This is a genomic window from Lentzea sp. NEAU-D7, from assembly GCF_026242055.1.
Lineage (GTDB): Bacteria > Actinomycetota > Actinomycetes > Mycobacteriales > Pseudonocardiaceae > Lentzea.
In genome coordinates, this window is record NZ_JAPJDL010000002.1 from 317,061 (window position 1) to 334,850 (window position 17,790).

At 71.8% G+C, this 17,790-nt stretch carries 12 protein-coding genes; 9 read left to right on the forward strand and 3 right to left on the reverse strand.

What is annotated here, in order from left to right:
• The first annotated feature begins 56 nt into the window (after positions 1–56).
• Both coaBC and metK read left to right on the forward strand, forming a co-directional pair.
• Positions 57–1,310 carry a bifunctional phosphopantothenoylcysteine decarboxylase/phosphopantothenate--cysteine ligase CoaBC gene (gene coaBC, locus ORI60_RS04920; RefSeq protein ID WP_266034746.1) on the forward strand — a complete coding sequence of 418 codons (1,254 nt, stop codon included), beginning with the start codon at positions 57–59 and terminating at the stop codon, positions 1,308–1,310.
• 39 nt (positions 1,311–1,349) lie between these two features.
• A complete protein-coding gene (gene metK / locus ORI60_RS04925) occupies positions 1,350–2,552 on the forward strand; it encodes a methionine adenosyltransferase (protein ID WP_266034749.1) in 1,203 nt (400 codons plus the stop codon).
• A 54-nt stretch (positions 2,553–2,606) separates the two neighbouring features.
• On the opposite strand, the gene ORI60_RS04930 is transcribed toward metK, so the two are convergent.
• Positions 2,607–3,119: an RICIN domain-containing protein gene (locus ORI60_RS04930; protein ID WP_266034752.1), complete on the reverse strand. Its 513-nt coding sequence runs from the start codon at positions 3,117–3,119 to the stop codon at positions 2,607–2,609.
• A gap of 102 nt (positions 3,120–3,221) precedes the next feature.
• Between ORI60_RS04930 and ORI60_RS04935 the strand changes: the two genes are divergently transcribed.
• Positions 3,222–6,275, forward strand: a complete 3,054-nt coding sequence (locus tag ORI60_RS04935; protein ID WP_266034755.1) for a BTAD domain-containing putative transcriptional regulator — start codon at positions 3,222–3,224, stop codon at positions 6,273–6,275.
• Between the two features lie 22 nt (positions 6,276–6,297).
• Entirely contained in the window at positions 6,298–9,186 is a 2,889-nt protein-coding gene (locus tag ORI60_RS04940) for a hypothetical protein (RefSeq protein WP_266034759.1), read from the forward strand.
• Here the strand turns inward: ORI60_RS04940 and ORI60_RS04945 are convergent.
• A complete protein-coding gene (locus tag ORI60_RS04945) occupies positions 9,176–9,658 on the reverse strand; it encodes a calcium-binding protein (RefSeq protein WP_266034761.1) in 483 nt (160 codons plus the stop codon). The two genes, ORI60_RS04940 and ORI60_RS04945, sit on opposite strands and share 11 nt — an antisense overlap.
• 185 nt (positions 9,659–9,843) lie before the next feature.
• On the opposite strand from ORI60_RS04945, the gene ORI60_RS04950 reads away from it, so the two are divergent.
• Genes ORI60_RS04950 through ORI60_RS04965 form a run of 4 tightly spaced genes read left to right on the forward strand, consistent with a single transcriptional unit; the run spans position 9,844 to position 15,542 of the window.
• Positions 9,844–11,790, forward strand: a complete 1,947-nt coding sequence (locus ORI60_RS04950) for a phosphocholine-specific phospholipase C (RefSeq protein WP_266034764.1) — start codon at positions 9,844–9,846, stop codon at positions 11,788–11,790.
• 9 nt (positions 11,791–11,799) lie between these two features.
• Positions 11,800–13,005 carry a hypothetical protein gene (locus tag ORI60_RS04955; protein ID WP_266034767.1) on the forward strand — a complete coding sequence of 402 codons (1,206 nt, stop codon included), beginning with the start codon at positions 11,800–11,802 and terminating at the stop codon, positions 13,003–13,005.
• A 30-nt stretch (positions 13,006–13,035) separates the two neighbouring features.
• Entirely contained in the window at positions 13,036–15,090 is a 2,055-nt protein-coding gene (locus tag ORI60_RS04960) for a primosomal protein N' (RefSeq protein ID WP_266034770.1), read from the forward strand.
• A 41-nt stretch (positions 15,091–15,131) separates the two neighbouring features.
• Complete coding sequence (locus ORI60_RS04965) at positions 15,132–15,542, forward strand: hypothetical protein (RefSeq protein WP_266034773.1); 411 nt, start codon at positions 15,132–15,134, stop codon at positions 15,540–15,542.
• On the opposite strand, the gene ORI60_RS04970 is transcribed toward ORI60_RS04965, so the two are convergent.
• On the reverse strand, positions 15,484–15,951 hold the full coding sequence (locus ORI60_RS04970) for a hypothetical protein (RefSeq protein ID WP_266034776.1): 468 nt from the start codon (positions 15,949–15,951) through the stop codon (positions 15,484–15,486). The two genes, ORI60_RS04965 and ORI60_RS04970, sit on opposite strands and share 59 nt — an antisense overlap.
• Before the next feature lie 65 nt (positions 15,952–16,016).
• On the opposite strand from ORI60_RS04970, the gene ggt reads away from it, so the two are divergent.
• The gene (ggt, locus tag ORI60_RS04975; protein ID WP_266034779.1) at positions 16,017–17,786 is read left to right on the forward strand and encodes a gamma-glutamyltransferase; all 1,770 of its coding nucleotides are present in this window, start codon (positions 16,017–16,019) and stop codon (positions 17,784–17,786) included.
• The last annotated feature ends 4 nt before the right edge of the window (positions 17,787–17,790 follow it).

Here is a 17,790-nt window from a genome sequence, read left to right on the forward strand (position 1 = left end):
GGCGGGAGTGCTTCTCGCGAGGGTGACCTCGCGGTCTGTCCTTCACAGGAGAGCTGTTGACTTCCGCTGCATCTGACGTTGATGCCCCCGTCACACCCCGGATCGTTCTCGGGGTTGGTGGGGGCATCGCCGCGTACAAGGCCTGCGAGGTTCTGCGACGGCTGACCGAGTCCGGTCACTCGGTGCGGGTCGTTCCCACCGAGGGCGCGTTGAAGTTCGTGGGAGCCGCCACGTTCGAGGCGCTGTCCGGTCAGGTCGTGTCCGCCGACCCGTTCGACGACGTGCACGAGGTGCCGCACGTCAAGCTCGGGCAGAACGCCGACCTCGTCGTGGTCGCCCCGGCGACGGCGAACCTGATCGCGAAGGCCGCGCACGGCCTCGCGGACGACCTCCTGACGAACACCCTGCTGACCGCGCGCTGCCCGGTCCTGCTGGTGCCGGCCATGCACACCGAGATGTGGGAGCACCCCGCCACCCAGCACAACGTGCAGCTGCTGCGCAGCCGCGGCGTGACCGTCGCCGAACCGGCCTCGGGCCGGTTGACGGGCAAGGACACGGGCAAGGGCCGCCTGCCCGACCCCGCCGAGATCGTCGAGCTCGCCCGGCTGCTGCTGGTGCGGCCCGACGCCCTGCGGCGGACACTCGAAGGCGTGCACGTCGCGATCTCCGCCGGTGGCACGCGGGAGCCACTCGATCCGGTGCGGTTCATCGGCAACCGCTCGTCCGGCAAGCAGGGCTACGCACTCGCGCGAGTGGCGGCGCAACGCGGTGCCCGAGTGACTTTGGTCGCTGGCAACACCGCGGACCTGGCCACGCCGTCGGGTGTCGACCTCGTCCGCGTGGGCTCCGCGGTGGAGCTGCGCGACGTCATGCACAAGGTGTCGGCGGACGCGGACGTGGTCGTGATGGCCGCCGCGGTGGCCGACTTCCGGCCGTCTTCGCTCACCGGACACAAGATCAAGAAGACCGACGGCGACCCCGACCCGATCACGCTGACGAAGAACCCCGACATCCTCGTGGAGCTCGTTTCCGCACGTAGGACGGGTCAGCTGATCGTCGGGTTCGCCGCGGAGACCGGCGACGAGACGACGTCGGTGCTCGACTACGGCCGCGCGAAGCTGCGGCGCAAGGGCTGCGACCTCCTGGTGCTGAACGCGGTCGGCGACGGCAAGGCGTTCGAGCAGGACGACAACGCGGGCTGGCTGCTGTCGCCGGACGGCGACGAGACCCCTATACCCCACGGGCCCAAGACGCAAGTGGCGTCCGCGGTGTGGGACGCGGTTAGCTCTCGTTTGACTGACTCTCAGTAGAATTTTTCCTCAGACCAACCCCGCACCTAAGGAGTGTCCGTGAGCCAGCACAGCAGCAGGCTGTTCACCAGTGAGTCGGTGACCGAGGGACACCCGGACAAGATCTGCGACGCGATCAGCGACTCGATCCTGGACGCGTTGCTGGCCAAGGACCCGCGTTCCCGCGTCGCCGTGGAGACGCTGGTCACCACGGGGCAGGTCCACGTCGCGGGTGAGGTCACCACCGAGGCGTACGCGGACATCCCCACGATCGTCCGCGAGAAGATCCTCGAGATCGGCTACGACTCGTCCGCGAAGGGCTTCGACGGCCACTCGTGCGGCGTGAACGTCGCCATCGGCGCGCAGTCCCCGGACATCGCGCAGGGCGTCGACACCGCCTTCGAGAACCGCGTCGAGGGCGCCGACGACGAGATCGACAAGCAGGGCGCGGGCGACCAGGGCCTGATGTTCGGCTACGCGTGCACCGACACGCCCGAGCTCATGCCGCTGCCGATCGCGCTGGCCCACCGCCTGTCCCGCCGCCTCACCGCGGTCCGCAAGGACGGCACCGTCCCGTACCTGCGCCCGGACGGCAAGACCCAGGTCACCATCGAGTACGCGGGCGACCAGCCCGTGCGCCTCGACACCGTCGTCATCTCCACCCAGCACGCCGACGGCATCGACCTGGAGAAGCTCCTCGGCGTCGACCTGCGCGAGCACGTCGTCCAGCCCGAGATCGACGCGCTGTCGCTGGACACGTCGGGTGTCCGCCTGCTGACCAACCCGACCGGCCGCTTCGTCATCGGCGGCCCGATGGGCGACGCGGGCCTCACCGGCCGCAAGATCATCGTCGACACCTACGGCGGCATGGCCCGCCACGGCGGCGGCGCCTTCTCCGGCAAGGACCCGTCGAAGGTCGACCGCTCCGCCGCCTACGCCATGCGCTGGGTCGCGAAGAACACCGTCGCGGCGGGCCTCGCCAGCCGCGTCGAGGTCCAGGTCGCCTACGCCATCGGCAAGGCCGCCCCGGTCGGCCTGTTCGTCGAGACCTTCGGCACCGAGACCGTCGACCCGCAGAAGATCCAGCAGGCCATCACCGAGGTCTTCGACCTCAGGCCCGCCGCGATCATCCGCGACCTCGACCTGCTCCGCCCGATCTACGCCCCGACCGCCGCGTACGGCCACTTCGGCCGCACCGACGTCGACCTCCCCTGGGAGTCGACGGACCGCGCCGAGGCCCTGCGCAACGCCGCCGGCGCCTGATCGTCGTTCATCGAAACGGCCCGCTTCCCTTCCAGGAGGCGGGCCGTCGCGCTGTCAGAAACCGATGACGAAGCGCTGGGCGGGTGTGTTGTTGCAGTCCCAGGTCTGCACAGCCAGCCCGACGGTGGTCTGGGCACCGGGTACGTCGAGGCACAGGTTGTGGTCGCCGCCCGCCATCGACTCGATCTCGGCGATGCTCGGCGGAGCCGGAACGGTCTTCCACACGTGGTTGCTGACCCGCGGCAGGCACGCCACCTGGGCGACGGGCGACCCGCGGCGGACCGGGCCGTTCATGTAGAAGCAGCGGCCGCTGGCCTCGTTGATGATCTGGTGGTGGTTGCCGGAGATCTTGTCGAAGTGCCAGTTCTGGATGGCGCTGCCGGGAACGCAGGGCATCTGCACGATCCGCGCGTCGAACGTGCTGCCGCCCTCAGGCTGCAGGCACAGGCCGCTCCACGTGTTCTTGATGGGTTTGAAGACACCGGCGGCGTTCGCGACGCCGCCGCTCGCCGTGAGCGCCAGTCCGAGCGCTGCCAGCACGACGAGCACCTTTCTTCGAATTCTCATGGCCGAACCATGGCCGTCGGGCCTGGCATGGACCTGAAACCTGACGGAAACGGCGTTCCAGGCTGACATCACCGGGTCGCCGGACGACTACCTGGTGTGCAGGTGCGGATTCTGGGACCGGTCGACGTCACGGTGGACGGCGCGCCGAGGGAGGTGCGAGGCCGGCGCCGCAAGGCGGTGCTCGCCGTGCTGGCGCTGCGGGCGGGCGAGATCGTGAGCACCGATCGGCTGACCGAGGTGGTGTGGGGCGACCACGCGCCCCGCACGGCCGCGAACACGCTCCAGCACCACGTGTCGTATCTGCGCCGCGTGCTCGGCGACCGTGCGGCGATCTCGGTGCGTGCGCCGGGATATGTGCTCGACGCCGACACGGACCTCCTTGCGGTCCAACGCTTGCTGGACCAGAGCAAGAGCGAGGCCGATCCGGCCGGTCGGGCGGCGCACCTGCGGGCGGCGCTCGCGTGCTGGCGGGACCGGCCCCTGGTGGACGTGACCGGGCACGCGTGGCTGGACGAACAGGCCGAGCGCATCGCCGCGCTGAGGACCGAGGCCGAGGACGCACTCACCGAGGTGCGGCTGGCGCTCGGCGAGCACGCGATGCTGGTGCCGGAGCTGGAGTGGCGCTGCCGGGAGCAGCCGTTCCGCGAGCACCTGCACGGACAGCTGATGGTCGCGCTGTACCGCTGCGGACGTCAGGCGGATGCGCTCACGGCGTATCAGCGGCTTCGGCACGTGCTCGGCGAGGAACTGGGAATCGACCCGACCCCGGCCCTCCGGGAGCTGGAGGCGGCGATCCTGCGTCAGGACGCCGCACTCGATCTTCCGGGAGTCGGGCCCGCGTCGCGGGCCGGCGTGCTGCTCGAGCGCGAGCACGAGCTCTCCGAGCTGACCGTCGCCGCACGGGAGGCGGTCGCGGGGAACGGTTCGGTGGTGCTGGTGTCCGGCGAGCCCGGCGTCGGCAAGTCGGCACTGGTGGACGCGGTGCGGGGGAGGGCGCCGCGACAGGCCCGGCTGCTCGTCGGGTGCTGCGACGACCTGGCCACGCCACGCGCGCTCGGCCCGTTCCGCGACCTGTTCGGTCCACGACTGCGTGCCGCGGGGGACCGGGACGAGGTGTTCGAGGTGCTGCTCGGCGAGCTGACGCGGCCGACGGTTCTCGTCGTCGAGGACGTGCACTGGGCGGACGAGGCCACCGTGGACGCACTGTCCTTTTTGGTCAGACGGGTGGCGTCGCTGCCCGTGCTGCTGATGCTGACCTATCGCACCGCGGGGCCGTTGCTGCAGCGCCTGCTCGGGCAGGTCGCCGCGGCGCCGCGGGTGCGGAGGTTCGAGCCGGCCCCATTGTCGGCCGCGGCGGTCGGACGGCTGCTCACGGCGAGCGGGCTCGACCCGCGCGAGGTGTACGCGGTGACAGGGGGAAACCCGTTCTTCGTCACCGAGATCCTCGCGGCGGGACACCTCGACCGCGTCCCACCGACGGTCGTCGACGCGGTGCTCGCGCGGCTGGATCGGCTGGACGGCGGTGGTCAGGAGGCGCTGGCGCAGCTCGCCGTCGTTCCGTCCACTGTGGAGCCCTGGTTGCGGGACGCGCTGCTGCCGGACGGGGTCGCCGCCGTGGTGGCCGCGGAACGGCACGGGCTGCTCACCGTGACACCGGCCCGCACCGGGTTCCGGCACGAGCTCATCCGGCGCGCCGTCGCGGACGCGTTGCCGGTGGCCCGGCGGGTCGAGCTGAACCGCCACGTCCTCGCCGCACTCGTGGCACGAGGCGGGGTGGACCTGGCGCGCGTCGTGCACCACGCCGCCGAGGCCGGTGACACCGGTGCGGTCGTGCGCTACGGCCCCATGGCGGCCGAGGCGGCGAGCCGGGCCGGCTCGCACCTGGAGGCGGCGGCTCACCTGCGTCTCGTGCTGCGGCAACGAGAACTGCTCGATCAGGAGCGCCGGGCCGACCTGCTGAACCGCTACGCGGTCGAGAGCAGCGTCATCGGGGACATGGGCTCTGCCGTGCAGGCCCAGCGGGAGGTCGTCGCACTGCGGCGCGGCCTCGATGACGTCCGTGCGCTCGGTCGCGACCTGGTGTGGTTGTCGCTGATCTGCTGGCGGGCCGGCATGCCGGAGCTCGTCTGCGGCAGCAGTGCGGAGGAGGCCGTCGCACTGCTGGAAAGCGCGGGCGACGACAGGGCGCTCGCCCGCGCCCTGACCCACCGGAGCGGCCTGCTGTCGATCCTCTACCGCACCGAGGAGAGCCTGGCGCTGGGCGAGCGCGCCGTCGCACTCGCCCGCGCGGCCGGCGACCAGGAGGTCCTCGCCCACGCGTTGGCGAGCGTCGGCACCGCGCAGGCCGACCTGGGCCTGGCGGAGGCGTGGACCACGCTGGCGGAGGCCAGGCAGGTGACGCTGGCGTCCGGCTCGGTCAGCGACTTCTGCAGGTTCACCGTGAACGTCGTCGAGATCCTGCTCTGGGAGTCACGCCTGGACGAGGCGATGAGCTGTGTCGCGACGGCGCTCGAGATGGCGGACGGCGCGGGGGAGCTTCGGTACCTGAACCGCATGTACACGTGCCGGGCGACGATCGCGGTCGAGGCGGGTGACTGGGACCAGGCGACGGCGGACGCGGAACTGGTGGCCGGAGCGCGGCCGCCGGCCAACCCGCCGACGCGGTGCCACGCGCTCATCGCCCTGGGCAGGGTGCGGGCGCGCCGGGGTCTGCCCGGCGCACAGGACGCTCTCGCGCAGGCCTGGGATCTCGCGCGGGCGACCGGGGAGCTGCAGAACATCGGCCCGGCCGCCGTGGCGAGGGCCGAGGCGGCGTGGCTGCGCGGAGACGAGGTCGTGGCCGCGGAGCTCGAACCCCTGCACGGACAAGCGCGCCGGCTCGGCGTGCGGGCGCTGGTCGCGGAACTGGCCTACTGGCTGGGCATCGCGGGCCGTCCCGTGCCCGCGGAAGACTCCTGCCATCCCCACGCGCTGCTGGCGGCGGGCCGGTGGCGCGAAGCCGCCAAGCGGTGGCAGCAGGCCGGATGCGACCACTGGTACGCCGTGGCCCTCGCCGAGAGCGACGACCCCGGCGACCTGGCCGAGGCACTCGCGATCTTCGAGGGTCTCGGCGCGCACCCTCTCGTGGCCCGTGTGCGCGCTCGCGGTATCTCCTAGGTGCCGGGCGACTCCGTAGTGCGTGGGGGACAACACGATCCTGCCGTTGCACGGGGTGCCGCGGCCGCTGGACGTCGAGCTGCCGCGGTTGCGGCTGGTCGACCGCCTGCGCCGGCGCTGGACCAGCTCGGTCACGCTGGTCGTCGCGGGTCCCGGCTTCGGCAAGACCACCGCGCTGGCCCAGGCCGTCCGCGCGAACCTCCTCGAACCCCGCGGCATCGACGCCTGGGTCACCTGCGGCCCCGGCCACGAGGACGCCGGCCGTCTGGCCCGCACGATCCTGGCCGCCCTCGACGTGGTCCCCGGCCCCGAACCCGGCGCGCCGGACGTGGTCGAGGCCTTCCGGCGCCGGGCCCCGCTGGACGTCTGCCTCCTGCTGGACGACGTCCACGAGATCCCCGGCGACTCACCGGGCGCGGTCCTGCTCGCTGCCATCGTGCGCGCCCTGCCCGGCACCGCACACCTGGTGCTGTCCGGGCGCCGCACGCCGGACCTCCCGCTGGCGCGCAGGGAGGCCGCGGGCGAGCTGGCCGCGCTCCGCACCGAGGACCTGGCCTTCACCGACGCCGAGACCGCCGCCCTGGCCACGAGGTTCGGCCGCGAGCCCACCCACGACCTGCACGGCTGGCCCGCGCTCATCAGGTTGTCGCTGTGCGCCGGCCCCGCCGCGTCCTGGCGCTACGCCGCGGAGGAGGTGCTCCACCTGCTCGCCGAACCGGTGCGCAGAGCGCTGGCCGCGTTGGTGATTCTCGGGTGTGCGACCGAGGAAGAGGTCAGCACGGTCGCCGGCGCGCCCGCCGACCTCGACCGGCTCGCTCGCGAAGTTCCGCTGGTCGTCCGGCTCGACGACGGCCGGTACCGGGCACACGACCTGTGGGCCGGCATCGTGCCCGCCGATCACCTGCGCGCCAGGGCGGTCGAGGTGCTGGTCGCCCGCGGTGAGCTGGCCGGGGCCGGACGGATCGCCTGCCGGGGACACGACTGGCCGCTGCTCGCGCGTCTCGCGGTCGAGCTCGTGCGGTCCACCCTGTCGGTGTTGCCGGCCGCGACGGCCCAGCGGTGGCTGAACGCGGTGCCGGTCCACCACCGGGAAGAGCCGGCGTTCCTGTTGCTCCAGGCCGCGGTGGCGCACGCACGCGACTTCACCGACCCGTCCATCGATCAGCTGGTCGATCGCGCGTGTGCAGGAATGCTGGAGAAGGGCGACCAGGATTCGGCCGCGGTGGCGCTGGGGCAGGCCGTGATCACCGCGCACTCCAGGGGAGACCTGGTCAGGCTGGCCGGGATCGCGCAGCGAGCACAGCACCTCGACGCGTCCACACCCGTGCTCAGGTTGTTGAGGCACAGCGCGAACGCGGTGCTCGCCGAACTCGCGGGCGACCCGGAGCAGGCACTCGTCCACCTCGCGCAAGCGCCGACCAGCGAAGTGCCCAGAGCGCTTTCCGTGTCCACCACTCGGTTCCACGTGCATTGCCTGGCCATGTGCGGACGCGGACACGAGGCCGCCGAACTCGCCGGACGGATGCTGGACGACGACCTCGCCCGCCGGCACGCCGCTGTGGCGCGGTGGTTCGACGGCGAACCCGTGACGACACCGGACAGCGTGGACGGCACGGCCCGTGACGAGTTCGTGGCGCGTGCCTTTCACACGGTCATCGCCGCGTCGTTCGGGGACACCACGACCGAACTGCCGTGCGGTGATCCCGCCGAGAAGGACAACCCGCGTGATGCGGTCCTGGCGTGCGCGGCTCAGGCGGCGGTGGCCGTCGTGCGCGGAGACGAGGACCTGGCCCGTGACGCCTACAAGCGGCATCTGGCGAAGTGGCCCGCGGACATCAAGGTCGCCGAGCGGCACCTGCGCCGGTTCCTGACTTTGGGCTATGTGCTGAGTGACGAGCTGAGAGAGCGTTGGGACAACACAGACCTGGGACCGTCACACCAGAAAGCACGAGCAGCGGGGCGTGTGTTCGTGCGAGCCCGGAAAGGCGATCTCTCGTCGGATCTGCCGGCAGCGCACGCGTTGTGCTTCCTGCCGTTGCCGTGGTCGGTCGAACTGGCCGCGCGCCTGGCTGCCACGGGCAAGACGGAGCTGGGAGCCTGGCTGTCCGATCGCGCCGCGGTGCACCGCAAGATCCGCGATCTGGCCCGCGATCCGGAACTCGCCGCCGGTGCCGCCAGACTGCTCGCCACCGTGCCCGCGCCACCGGACCACCCGATCGGCATCGAGGTGATCGGGCCTATGAGGGTCACGCGGAACGGCGTGGCGACGGACGCGCCCGAATTGCGGAGGGCACGCGTCCGCCAGCTCCTCGGCCTTCTCGTGCTGCGTGCCGTGGTGTCCCGCGAGCAGGCGATGGACCTGCTGTGGCCCGGGCTCGACCCCGCGAGCGCCGCGCGGAACCTGCGCGTGACGACGACCCACCTGAGGCGGTTGCTGGAGCCGGGCCGTGCGGGCGGCGAGGCCAGCTACTTCCTGCGCAGCGACAGCGAGACGATCCGGCTCGTCCGCGGCGACCAGCTGACCGTGGACCTGTGGTCGTTCCAGGAGCTCGGCCCCGGTGAGGCCGTGGCGCTGTGGCGGGGTGAGCCGCTCACGGACCTCGCCGGCCTGTGCGAGGCCGAGATCGCCCAGATCCGGGCGCGCCACGTGCAGAACCTGCTCGAGCTGGGCGAGCTGGGGCTCGTCACGGGTGATGCGGCCGAGGCCCACCACTTGGCGGAACGGGCGCTGGCGCTGGAGCCGTTCGACCCGCGCGGACACCGGCTCGCGCTCGCCGCCGCACTGCGCGCACGCGATCCACGAAGGATGGTGAAGACGCGTGCGCGCGTGCTGGACTCGTTGCGGGAGCTCGGAATCGGACCCGACCCCGCCACGGCGATCCTGTTGAGGCAGGCGGTCACTAGCAGCTGACGGTGGTCTCCGTGGACGCGGTGCAGAAGTCGAACCCGGCCTCGCCGTCGCCCGCGTCGTCGTTCAGGTCGCCCGACAGCAGGTCCATCCCGTCGCCGCCGCGCAGCCTGTCGTTGCCGGCCTCGCCGTAGGCGGTGTCGTGGTGCGGGCCGCCCTGGACCTTGTCGTCGCCCCAGCCGGCGCAGACGAGGTCGTTGCCCTCTCCGCCGAAGATCACGTCGTCGGCGCCGAGACCGAGGATGATGTCGTTGCCCTCCAGCCCGACGATGGTGTCCGGGCCGTTGCTGCCGACGATGACGTCCGCTCCGGGGCCACCGGAGATGAAGCCCGCGCCGACGATCGTGGGCACGGCGTTGTAGCAGGCCGCCGGGGTGGGTCTGTTCTGGAACTCCGGCGGGACGTCGTCCGCCTGGGCGACACCGGCGGTGCACAGTCCGATGGCGAGCGCGGCGGCGGCGATGCGCAGTCTCATGGTCGTTTCCCCTCTTCGGTTTCTTGCCTGAGGAGAGAGTCGCTACCGGGCGTTGCCCGAACGCTAACCAGAGCGCGCCATCACCGCCGCCCGGTGTGATCTGTGAACAAGGCCCTGGTCATCCGGGGCCTTTGTTCATACGAGGGTTGGTTCCGCGCCATGTACCGAGACTACAAACTCAGTTCATGTCGCTCTCTCGTCGTGGGTTCATGGCTGCCGTCGCTGCTGCTGGTGCGGGCACGCTGCTGCCGCCGTCGGTGTACGCCGCGTTGGCACGTGAGCCCCGTGCGGGAGGCTTGCGCGCGATCAAGCACGTCGTGCTGTTGATGCAGGAGAACCGGTCGTTCGACCACTACTACGGCACGCTGCGTGGCGTGCGCGGGTTCTCCGACCGCAACGCGCTGAGGGGTGTGTTCAACCAGTCGGGCGTGCTGCCGTTCCCGCTGCGTGAGGCGGCGTCGGGACGGGACATCCAGTACATCGGCGACCTGGACCACAGCTGGAACGGCGGGCACTCGGCCCTGCGCGGCGGCTGGAACGACAACTGGGTGCCCGCGAAGACCGCGGCGACGATGGCGTTCTACACGCGCCAGGACATCCCGTTCCACTACGAGCTCGCGGACACCTTCACGCTGTGCGACGCCTACCACTGCTCGGTACCGTCCTCGACCTCGCCGAACCGGAACTACTGGGTGTCCGGGTACACCGGTTTCGAGCCCTCCGGTGGCCGTGCCACAGGCAACGCGGCCTACAGCGAGGACACGCACACGGGGTACACGTGGAAGACGTACCCGGAACGCCTGGAGGCCGCCGGGAAGTCGTGGCGGGTCTACCAGGAGTGGGACAACTTCCAGGACAACAACCTGGAGTTCTACACGCGGTTCAAGGAGATCGCGCGCAAGGTGCTGCCCGCCGGGTTCAAGTCGCTGGACAAGCTGTACGGCACCGGTGACCCCGCCCTGATCGGCTCGCTGGACCTCTCGAAGCTCTCCGCGGCGGAGAAGTCGCTGTACGACAGGGGACTGCACCGCGTGAAGCCCGGAGGGCTGGGGGAGACGTTCCGCGCGGACGTCGCCGCGAACCGGCTGCCCGCCGTGTCGTACCTGGTTCCGTCCTCTGTGGACTCCGAGCACCCCGGCGCGTCGTCGCCCGCCGCGTCCGCGTCGATCACCTACCAGGTGCTGGACGCGCTGGCGTCCAACCAGGAGGTGTGGGAGTCCACGGTCCTGTTCATCACCTACGACGAGAACGACGGCTTCTACGACCACGTGCCGCCGCCGCGCCCGCCGTTGTCCGTCACCGACGAGTACGTGGGTGATCGGCCGTTGGGCCTGGGAGCGCGTGTGCCGATGACCGTCGTCTCGCCGTGGTCCGTGGGCGGTTACGTGAACTCGCAGGTGTTCGACCACACGTCGATGACGCAGTTCCTGGAGAAGTGGACCGGAGTGCGGTCGGAGGAGATCTCCGCGTGGCGCAGGACCGTCGCCGGTGACCTGACCTCGACGTTCGACTTCGACCGGCGCCGGACGTGGCCCGAGGTCGGTGAGCCCGCGCCGGTGCCGCCCGCGACGCCGCGGTGGCGTCCCGCGCCCCCTTCCGAGCAGAAGATGCCGGAGCAGGAACCCGGACGGCGACGTGCGCGCGCTCTGCCGTACCAGCCCGACGCGTCGTTGCGCGGGGCCTCGCTGGAGATGTCGAACTCCGGAGCGGCCTCCGTGCACTTCGCCCTGTACCCGTACTCCGGGCAGTTCGCGCTGCCGCAACACTTCGACGTCGCGTCGTCGGCCTCGCTGGAGGTCGCCGGTGAGCACGACCTCGTGCTGCTGGGGCCCAACGGTTTTCGCCGTGAATTCGCCGGGTCGTCCTCCGACCGTGCACGCGTCTCGTCGTCAGTGCGCGGATACAGCCGTGTGCTGACGTTGACGTTCGAGAACAGCGGAACGACGCGGTTGACGTTCGTGCTGGGGCGGCGTCGTTACGTCGTGAGGCCGGGACATCGGCACGTCATCCCGTGGCTGACCGTCATGAACTCGGGCTGGTACGACCTGACTGTGACGGTGGAGGAGGAGCCGAAGTTCCGCCGGCGTCTGTGCGGTCACATCGAGAACGGCCAGGAGTCGATCTCCGGCTAACGTGGCCCCGTGGAGATCACGGGGGACGAGATCCGGAAGCGGATGATCGAGCACGAGGCGCTGGACCCCGGGGGCCTGAAGATCGTCGGCGCGACGATCACCGGTCAGCTCGACCTGACCGACGTCGTCGCCAAGAAGCCCCTGGTGCTGCGCGACTGCACGACGGAGCGGCCGGTGCTGCTCAGCCGGGCGCAGTTCTCCCTGCTGGACCTGCGAGGGCTGGTCGCGCCGTCCGTCGAGGCGCGCGGTCTGACCGTCGACCACCACCTGCAGCTCAGCGGTGCCCGGCTGAACGCCGAGGAGTCGGTCGACGCGATGCACATGCGCATCGGCGGCAGCGTCTACCTGGACGAGAGGTTCCGCGCGGCGGGGTCCGTGACGCTGAGCGGGTCGCGCGTGGCCGGCGTGCTGACGTTCGGCGGCGGGCACTTCGAGGCGGGGCTGAACCTGGTGGACCTCCAGATCGGCGACGCGATCTTCCTGAACGCGGGGTGTGAGGTCGTGGGCGGCGACAAGCACGCCGCCGTGCGCATGCGCGGCACCCGCGTGGACGGGCAGATCGTCTTCCGCGAGGGGCGCTTCCGCTCGTCCGGCGTCGCGCTCGACCTGCGTCACGTGCGGGTCGGCAAGGACCTGCTGATGCCGTTCGACGGGATCGAAGGCCAGGTGCAGCTCGAAGGGCTCACCTACGAAGGGCTGCCGCGGGACACCACAGTGGACGAATGGCTGTCGTTCCTGCCGGAGCGCACTCTTCGCTACTCGGCGCAGCCGTGGACCCAGCTGGCCTCGGCGCACCAGGCCGCCGGGCATGAACGCGACGTGCGGCGGATCCGCGTTGCGCAACAACGTGATCTGCGCCGGCGCGGCCTGCTCTCGCGGTGGGGCCGGATCTGGCACCTGGTCCGCGGGGCGACCGTAGGGCACGGCTACCGCCCCGGCCTCGCCCTGGTCTGGCTCGCCGGCGTCCTCGCCGTGTCGGTGGGCGTGGTGCTGGTCTCCGGTGCCGTGCGGTGCTCGACGATCGAGCAGGTCGGTTACGCCCTGAACGTGGCGACACCGCTGGTCAAGGTGGACGCGGCGCGCTGCACGGTCGACGGGGCCTCGGGCGCCGGCGGGTTCGTGCTGGCGTCGACGTGGCTGCTGCAGGTCCTGGCGTGGGCGTTCGCCACCCTGTTCGTGGCGGGCTTCACCGGATTGGTGAGGCGCAACGCGTGACTGTCGGGGGTGTCTGATACACCAGGAGGCATGAACGCGAAGACCGGAGCGAGAAAAGGGGAGCGGGTCCCCGCGGAGTCGCTGCCGGTCGCCCGGATCGTGGTGGACGTGCCGCTGGCCCACCTGGACCGGCCTTTCGACTACTCGGTTCCGTCCGAACTCGACGATGCCGCGGTGCCCGGCTGCCGGGTCAGGGTGCGGTTCGCGGGTCAGCTGGTCGACGGCTACCTGCTCGAGCGCGTGGAGACCTCGGAGTACGGCAAGAAGCTCACCTTCATCGAGAAGGTCGTGTCGCCCGAACCGGTGCTCGCGCCCGAGATCGCGGCGCTGGCGCGCGCCATCGCGGACAGGTACGCGGGCGGCATGATCGACGTGCTGCGCCTGGCCGTCCCGCCCCGGCACGCCCGTGCGGAGGCCGCGGCGCCGGGGGAACCGCCGCCGCTGCCGCAACCGCCCGCGTGGGTGGACCAGCCGCCCGCCGAAGCCGGCGCTGATCGGCCCGAGCGATCGCGGCTGCCGCCCGTTCCCGCCGACGCCTGGTCGCGGTATCCCCGCGGCCCCAAGTACCTGGAGGCCCTGCACGAGGGCCGTCCCGCCCACGCCGTCTGGCAGGCGCTGCCCGCCGAGGACTGGCCGGCCCGGCTCGCGGAGGCAGCAGCCGCGGTCGCGTCGTCCGGGCGCGGGGTGATCATCGTGGTGCCGGACCACCGCGATCTGACCCGCGTCGCCGAGGCCTGCGACGCTCTGATCGAGGGCGTGGTGACGCTGTCGGCCGATCTCGGGCCGTCGGAGCGCTACAAGCGCTGGCTGTCCGTGCGCCGCGGCCTGGCGCGGGTGGTGGTCGGCACGCGGGCGACGGCGTTCGCGCCGGTGCGGGACCCCGGTCTGCTCGTGGTCTGGGACGACGGCGACGACCTGCACGTCGAGCAGCGCTCGCCGTATCCGAACGTGCGTGACGTGCTGGTGCAGCGCGCGCACATGACGGGTGCCGCGTTGCTCATCGGCGGGTTCGCCCGCACGGCCGAAGCGCAGCTGCTGGTCGAGACGGGCTGGGCGCACGAGATCGTGGCGTCGCGCGAGACGCTGAGGTCCGTCGCCCCGAGGGTGATCTCCGTGGGCGACAACGAGTGGCAGGACGTCAAGGACCCGGCCGCCCGCACGGCCCGGCTGCCGTCCATCGCGTTCGACGCCGCCAGGTTCGCCCTGGCCGACTCGCCGGTGCTGATCCAGGTGCCGCGCCGGGGCTACGTGCCGTCGCTCGCCTGCGGCCAGTGCCGGGGTCCCGCGCGGTGCCGCCGGTGCGCCGGTCCGCTGGCGTTGCCCGGCGGCACCGAGAACGGGCTGCCGAAGCCCGCGTACTGCCGGTGGTGCGCGGCGACGGAGGCCGGTTTCCGCTGCCCCACGTGCGGGTCGCGCAAGCTGCGCGGGCAGGTCATCGGCGCCAAGCGCACCGCCGAGGAGCTCGGCCGGGCGTTCCCGGGGCATCCGGTGCGGACGAGCGGCGCCGCCGAGGTGCTGACGAAGGTGCCGGGCAAACCGGCGCTGGTGGTCGCGACACCGGGCGCCGAACCGGTGGCCGAGGGCGGCTACGGCGCGGTGCTCCTGCTCGACGGGTGGGCGTTGCTCGGCAGGGCCGACCTCAGGGCCTCGGAGGAGGCGCTGCGGAGGTGGATGACGGCCGCGGGCCTGGTGCGGCCGGGCAACGGGCGGGTGGTCGTGATCGCCGACTCGTCCCTGACCCCGGTGCAGGCGCTGGTCCGCTGGGACCCGGTGTGGCACGCCGCCACCGAACTCGCCGCGCGCACCGAGCTCGGCTTCCCGCCGGCGGTCCGGATGGCGACCGTCGACGGCACCCCGGACGCGGTGAACGCCATGCTCGACGAGCTCCGCCTGCCGCCCACCGGCGAGATCCTCGGCCCGGTACCGCTGGGCGACGACGAGACGAAGGAACGCGCGCTGGTCCGGGTCTCCCGGGCGGAGGGCCGTCAGCTGGCCGCCGTGCTGGCCGAGGCGCAGGCCGTGCGGACGGCCCGCAAGGAACAGGACCTGGTGCGCATCAAGCTCGACCCGCTGGAGGTCCTGTAGGGCGCAACTCGCTGGAGCCGGGCCGTCTCCAGGCTTCGTGCATGGGGTCCTACGCCTGGCTGGAGCTGCACGACTTCGAGTGCCGAGCGTGCGGCCGGCTGTCCTGCTTCGAGTTTCAGCACAAGTGGGGGTCCCTCGACTGCGTCACCTGGTACGCCCTGGGAGACAAGCTCAACTGGGACGGACTGACCTACGGCGAGGAGGGCCACCGCCTCGTCGTGGCGAACGGCATCGCGGCGAGCAGCTGCACGCACTGCGGTGGCCCGGAAGACGGCCAGGACCACCTCGACATCTTCGTGGAGAACGACGTCATCACCGCCGTGCAGTGGAGTGACCGGGAGTACGAGGGGCCGTTCGCCGTCATCGAGGACTACCCGCCGGGGTTGCCGCGCATCAGTCCTCGTAGTGGGAGCGCAGGCCCGCCATGTGCTCGCGGATGTCCTCGTCGGTGAGCTTCTCGTACTCGAGGTACTCGCTCAGGTACGTCATGAGGTCGCCGCGTTCGGGGTGGTCCTCGCCCGCGATCACGTGCGCCGTCGTGCCCGCGATGCCCGCCGGGAACAGCAGGAAGCCGTCGAGGCCCGCCATGGTGTCGAAGGACGCGTTCTTGGCCTCCCACAGGGCCCAGACGTCCTCCTCGCGGCCGCACTCGGCGAGCAGGAGGGCGGCGAGTCCCAGTGCCTCGCTCACGCCCCAGCCCTCCTGGTGGGCGGCGGTCTCCTGGGCGAGCAGGTGCCGCAGCAGATCGGCGTCGCCGTCGCGGCGTTCGCGCAGCAGGAGGTGCAGCGCCTCCTCGCGGTCGGCCTCGTCGAGCGGGGTGTTCGTGAAACTGGTTCGCAACTGGTCAAGATCGATCGACACGCCCGCACCTTAGGCCTTCCTCAAGGAGTGTTGCCATCCGGTCGCAACGGAGTAGAAGTTTCCGCATGTTGCGAACGGTTGCCGCACTGACGCTCTCCGTCGTACTGGTCGCTCCTGCTCCGGCAGGGGCGGCGGAGTCATCGCCACGCGTGCCCGAGCAGGTGGGCTGGGGAGGCGCTGTCTCCAGCGTCGACCCCGACGCGTCCCAGATCGGCATCGACGTGCTCCGCCGCGGTGGCAACGCCGTCGACGCCGCCGTCGCCACCGCCGCCGCGCTCGGCGTGACCGACCCGTTCAGCGCGGGCATCGGTGGCGGCGGGTTCTTCGTCCACTACGACGCCCGCACCGGCCGCGTGTCCACTTTGGACGGCCGCGAGACCGCGCCGCGGTCCGCCACCGACCAGCTCTTCGTGGAGGACGGCAAGCCCCTGCCGTTCGCCGAGGCGATGACCAGCGGCAAGTCCGTCGGCGTCCCCGGAACGCCCAAGACGTGGCAGCAGGCGCTGCGCAGGTGGGGCACGCTGAACCTGCGCGAGGCCATGGCGCCTGCGGAAGCGCTGGCACGGCGCGGTTTCACCGTCGACCAGACGTTCAACTCGCAGATCGCGAACAACGCCGCCCGCTTCGCCGACTTCACCTCGACCCGCGACCTCTACCTGCCCGGCGGGCAGCCGCCCGCGGTCGGCAGCACGTTCCGCAACCCGCAGCTCGCCGACACCTACCGCGAGCTCGCGCGCACCGAGCTCGCGTCGCTGTACGGCGGTGCGGTCGGCCGCGACCTGGTGCAGGCCGTGCGGAAGCCGCCGGTCGTGCCCGGCTCCACCCGCAACGTCCGCGCCGGCGACATGCAGCTCTCGGACCTGACCCGCTACCAGGTCGAGCGCCGCGACCCGACGCACACGCGCTACCGCAGCCTCGACGTCTACGGCATGGCCGCGCCGTCGTCCGGTGGCACCACCGTCGGCGAGGCGCTCAACATCCTCGAGTCGACCGACCTCTCGAAGGTCTCCGACGTCGAGTACCTGCACCGCTTCATCGAGTCGACCAAGCTCTCCTTCGCCGACCGCCTGCGCTGGGTCGGTGACCCGGCCTTCTCCCGCGTGCCGACCGAGGGCCTGCTGTCGCAGAGGTTCGCGGACAGCCGCGCGTGCCTGATCAAGCCCGACGCCGTGCTGCCCGCCCCGCAGCCCGCCGCCGACCCGCGCAACCCGCGGCCCTGCGAGGCCACCGCCGGTCTCGTGGCACAGCGCGAGGACGCCGAACGCACCACGCACCTCACGACGGCCGACCGCTGGGGCAACGTCGTCGCCTACACCCTGACGATCGAGGCGGAGGGCGGCAGCGGCATCGTCGTGCCGAACCGCGGCTTCCTGCTCAACAACGAGCTCACCGACTTCGAGTTCGTCGCCCCCACCCCCGGCGTCCCGCACCCGAACCTCCCCGGCCCCGGCAAGCGCCCGCGCTCGTCCATGGCCCCGACGATCGTCCTCGACCACGGCAAGCCCCTGCTCGCCGTCGGCTCGCCGGGCGGCTCCACCATCATCACCACGGTCACCCAGATCCTGACCGCCCGACTGGACCGCAAGATGTCCCTGCTCGACGCGGTGGCGGCCCCGCGCGCCTCCCAGCGCAACGCGGCCACCACCCCGGCCGAGGCGGCGTTCATCGCCGCCTCGACCGCCGCGGGGCTGCAGGCCATCGGGCACAGGTTCAGCCAGAACGCCGAGATCGGCGCCGCCACGGCCGTCGAACGAGCCGGTGACGGCCGCTGGCGTGCCGTCGCCGAGCCAACCCGGCGCGGCGGAGGTGCCGCCCACGTGGTGAAGGTGGGCTGAGCAC

Bases quoted from the DNA above. Each gene is read 5' to 3' on its own strand.
- ggt (WP_266034779.1), top strand. From the start codon at position 16,017: ATGTTGCGAACGGTTGCCGCACTGACGCTCTCCGTCGTACTGGTCGCT.
- ORI60_RS04965 (WP_266034773.1), top strand. From the start codon at position 15,132: ATGGGGTCCTACGCCTGGCTGGAGCTGCACGACTTCGAGTGCCGAGCG.
- ORI60_RS04960 (WP_266034770.1), top strand. From the start codon at position 13,036: ATGAACGCGAAGACCGGAGCGAGAAAAGGGGAGCGGGTCCCCGCGGAG.
- ORI60_RS04945 (WP_266034761.1), bottom strand. From the start codon at position 9,658: ATGAGACTGCGCATCGCCGCCGCCGCGCTCGCCATCGGACTGTGCACC.
- ORI60_RS04930 (WP_266034752.1), bottom strand. From the start codon at position 3,119: ATGAGAATTCGAAGAAAGGTGCTCGTCGTGCTGGCAGCGCTCGGACTG.
- ORI60_RS04950 (WP_266034764.1), top strand. From the start codon at position 9,844: ATGTCGCTCTCTCGTCGTGGGTTCATGGCTGCCGTCGCTGCTGCTGGT.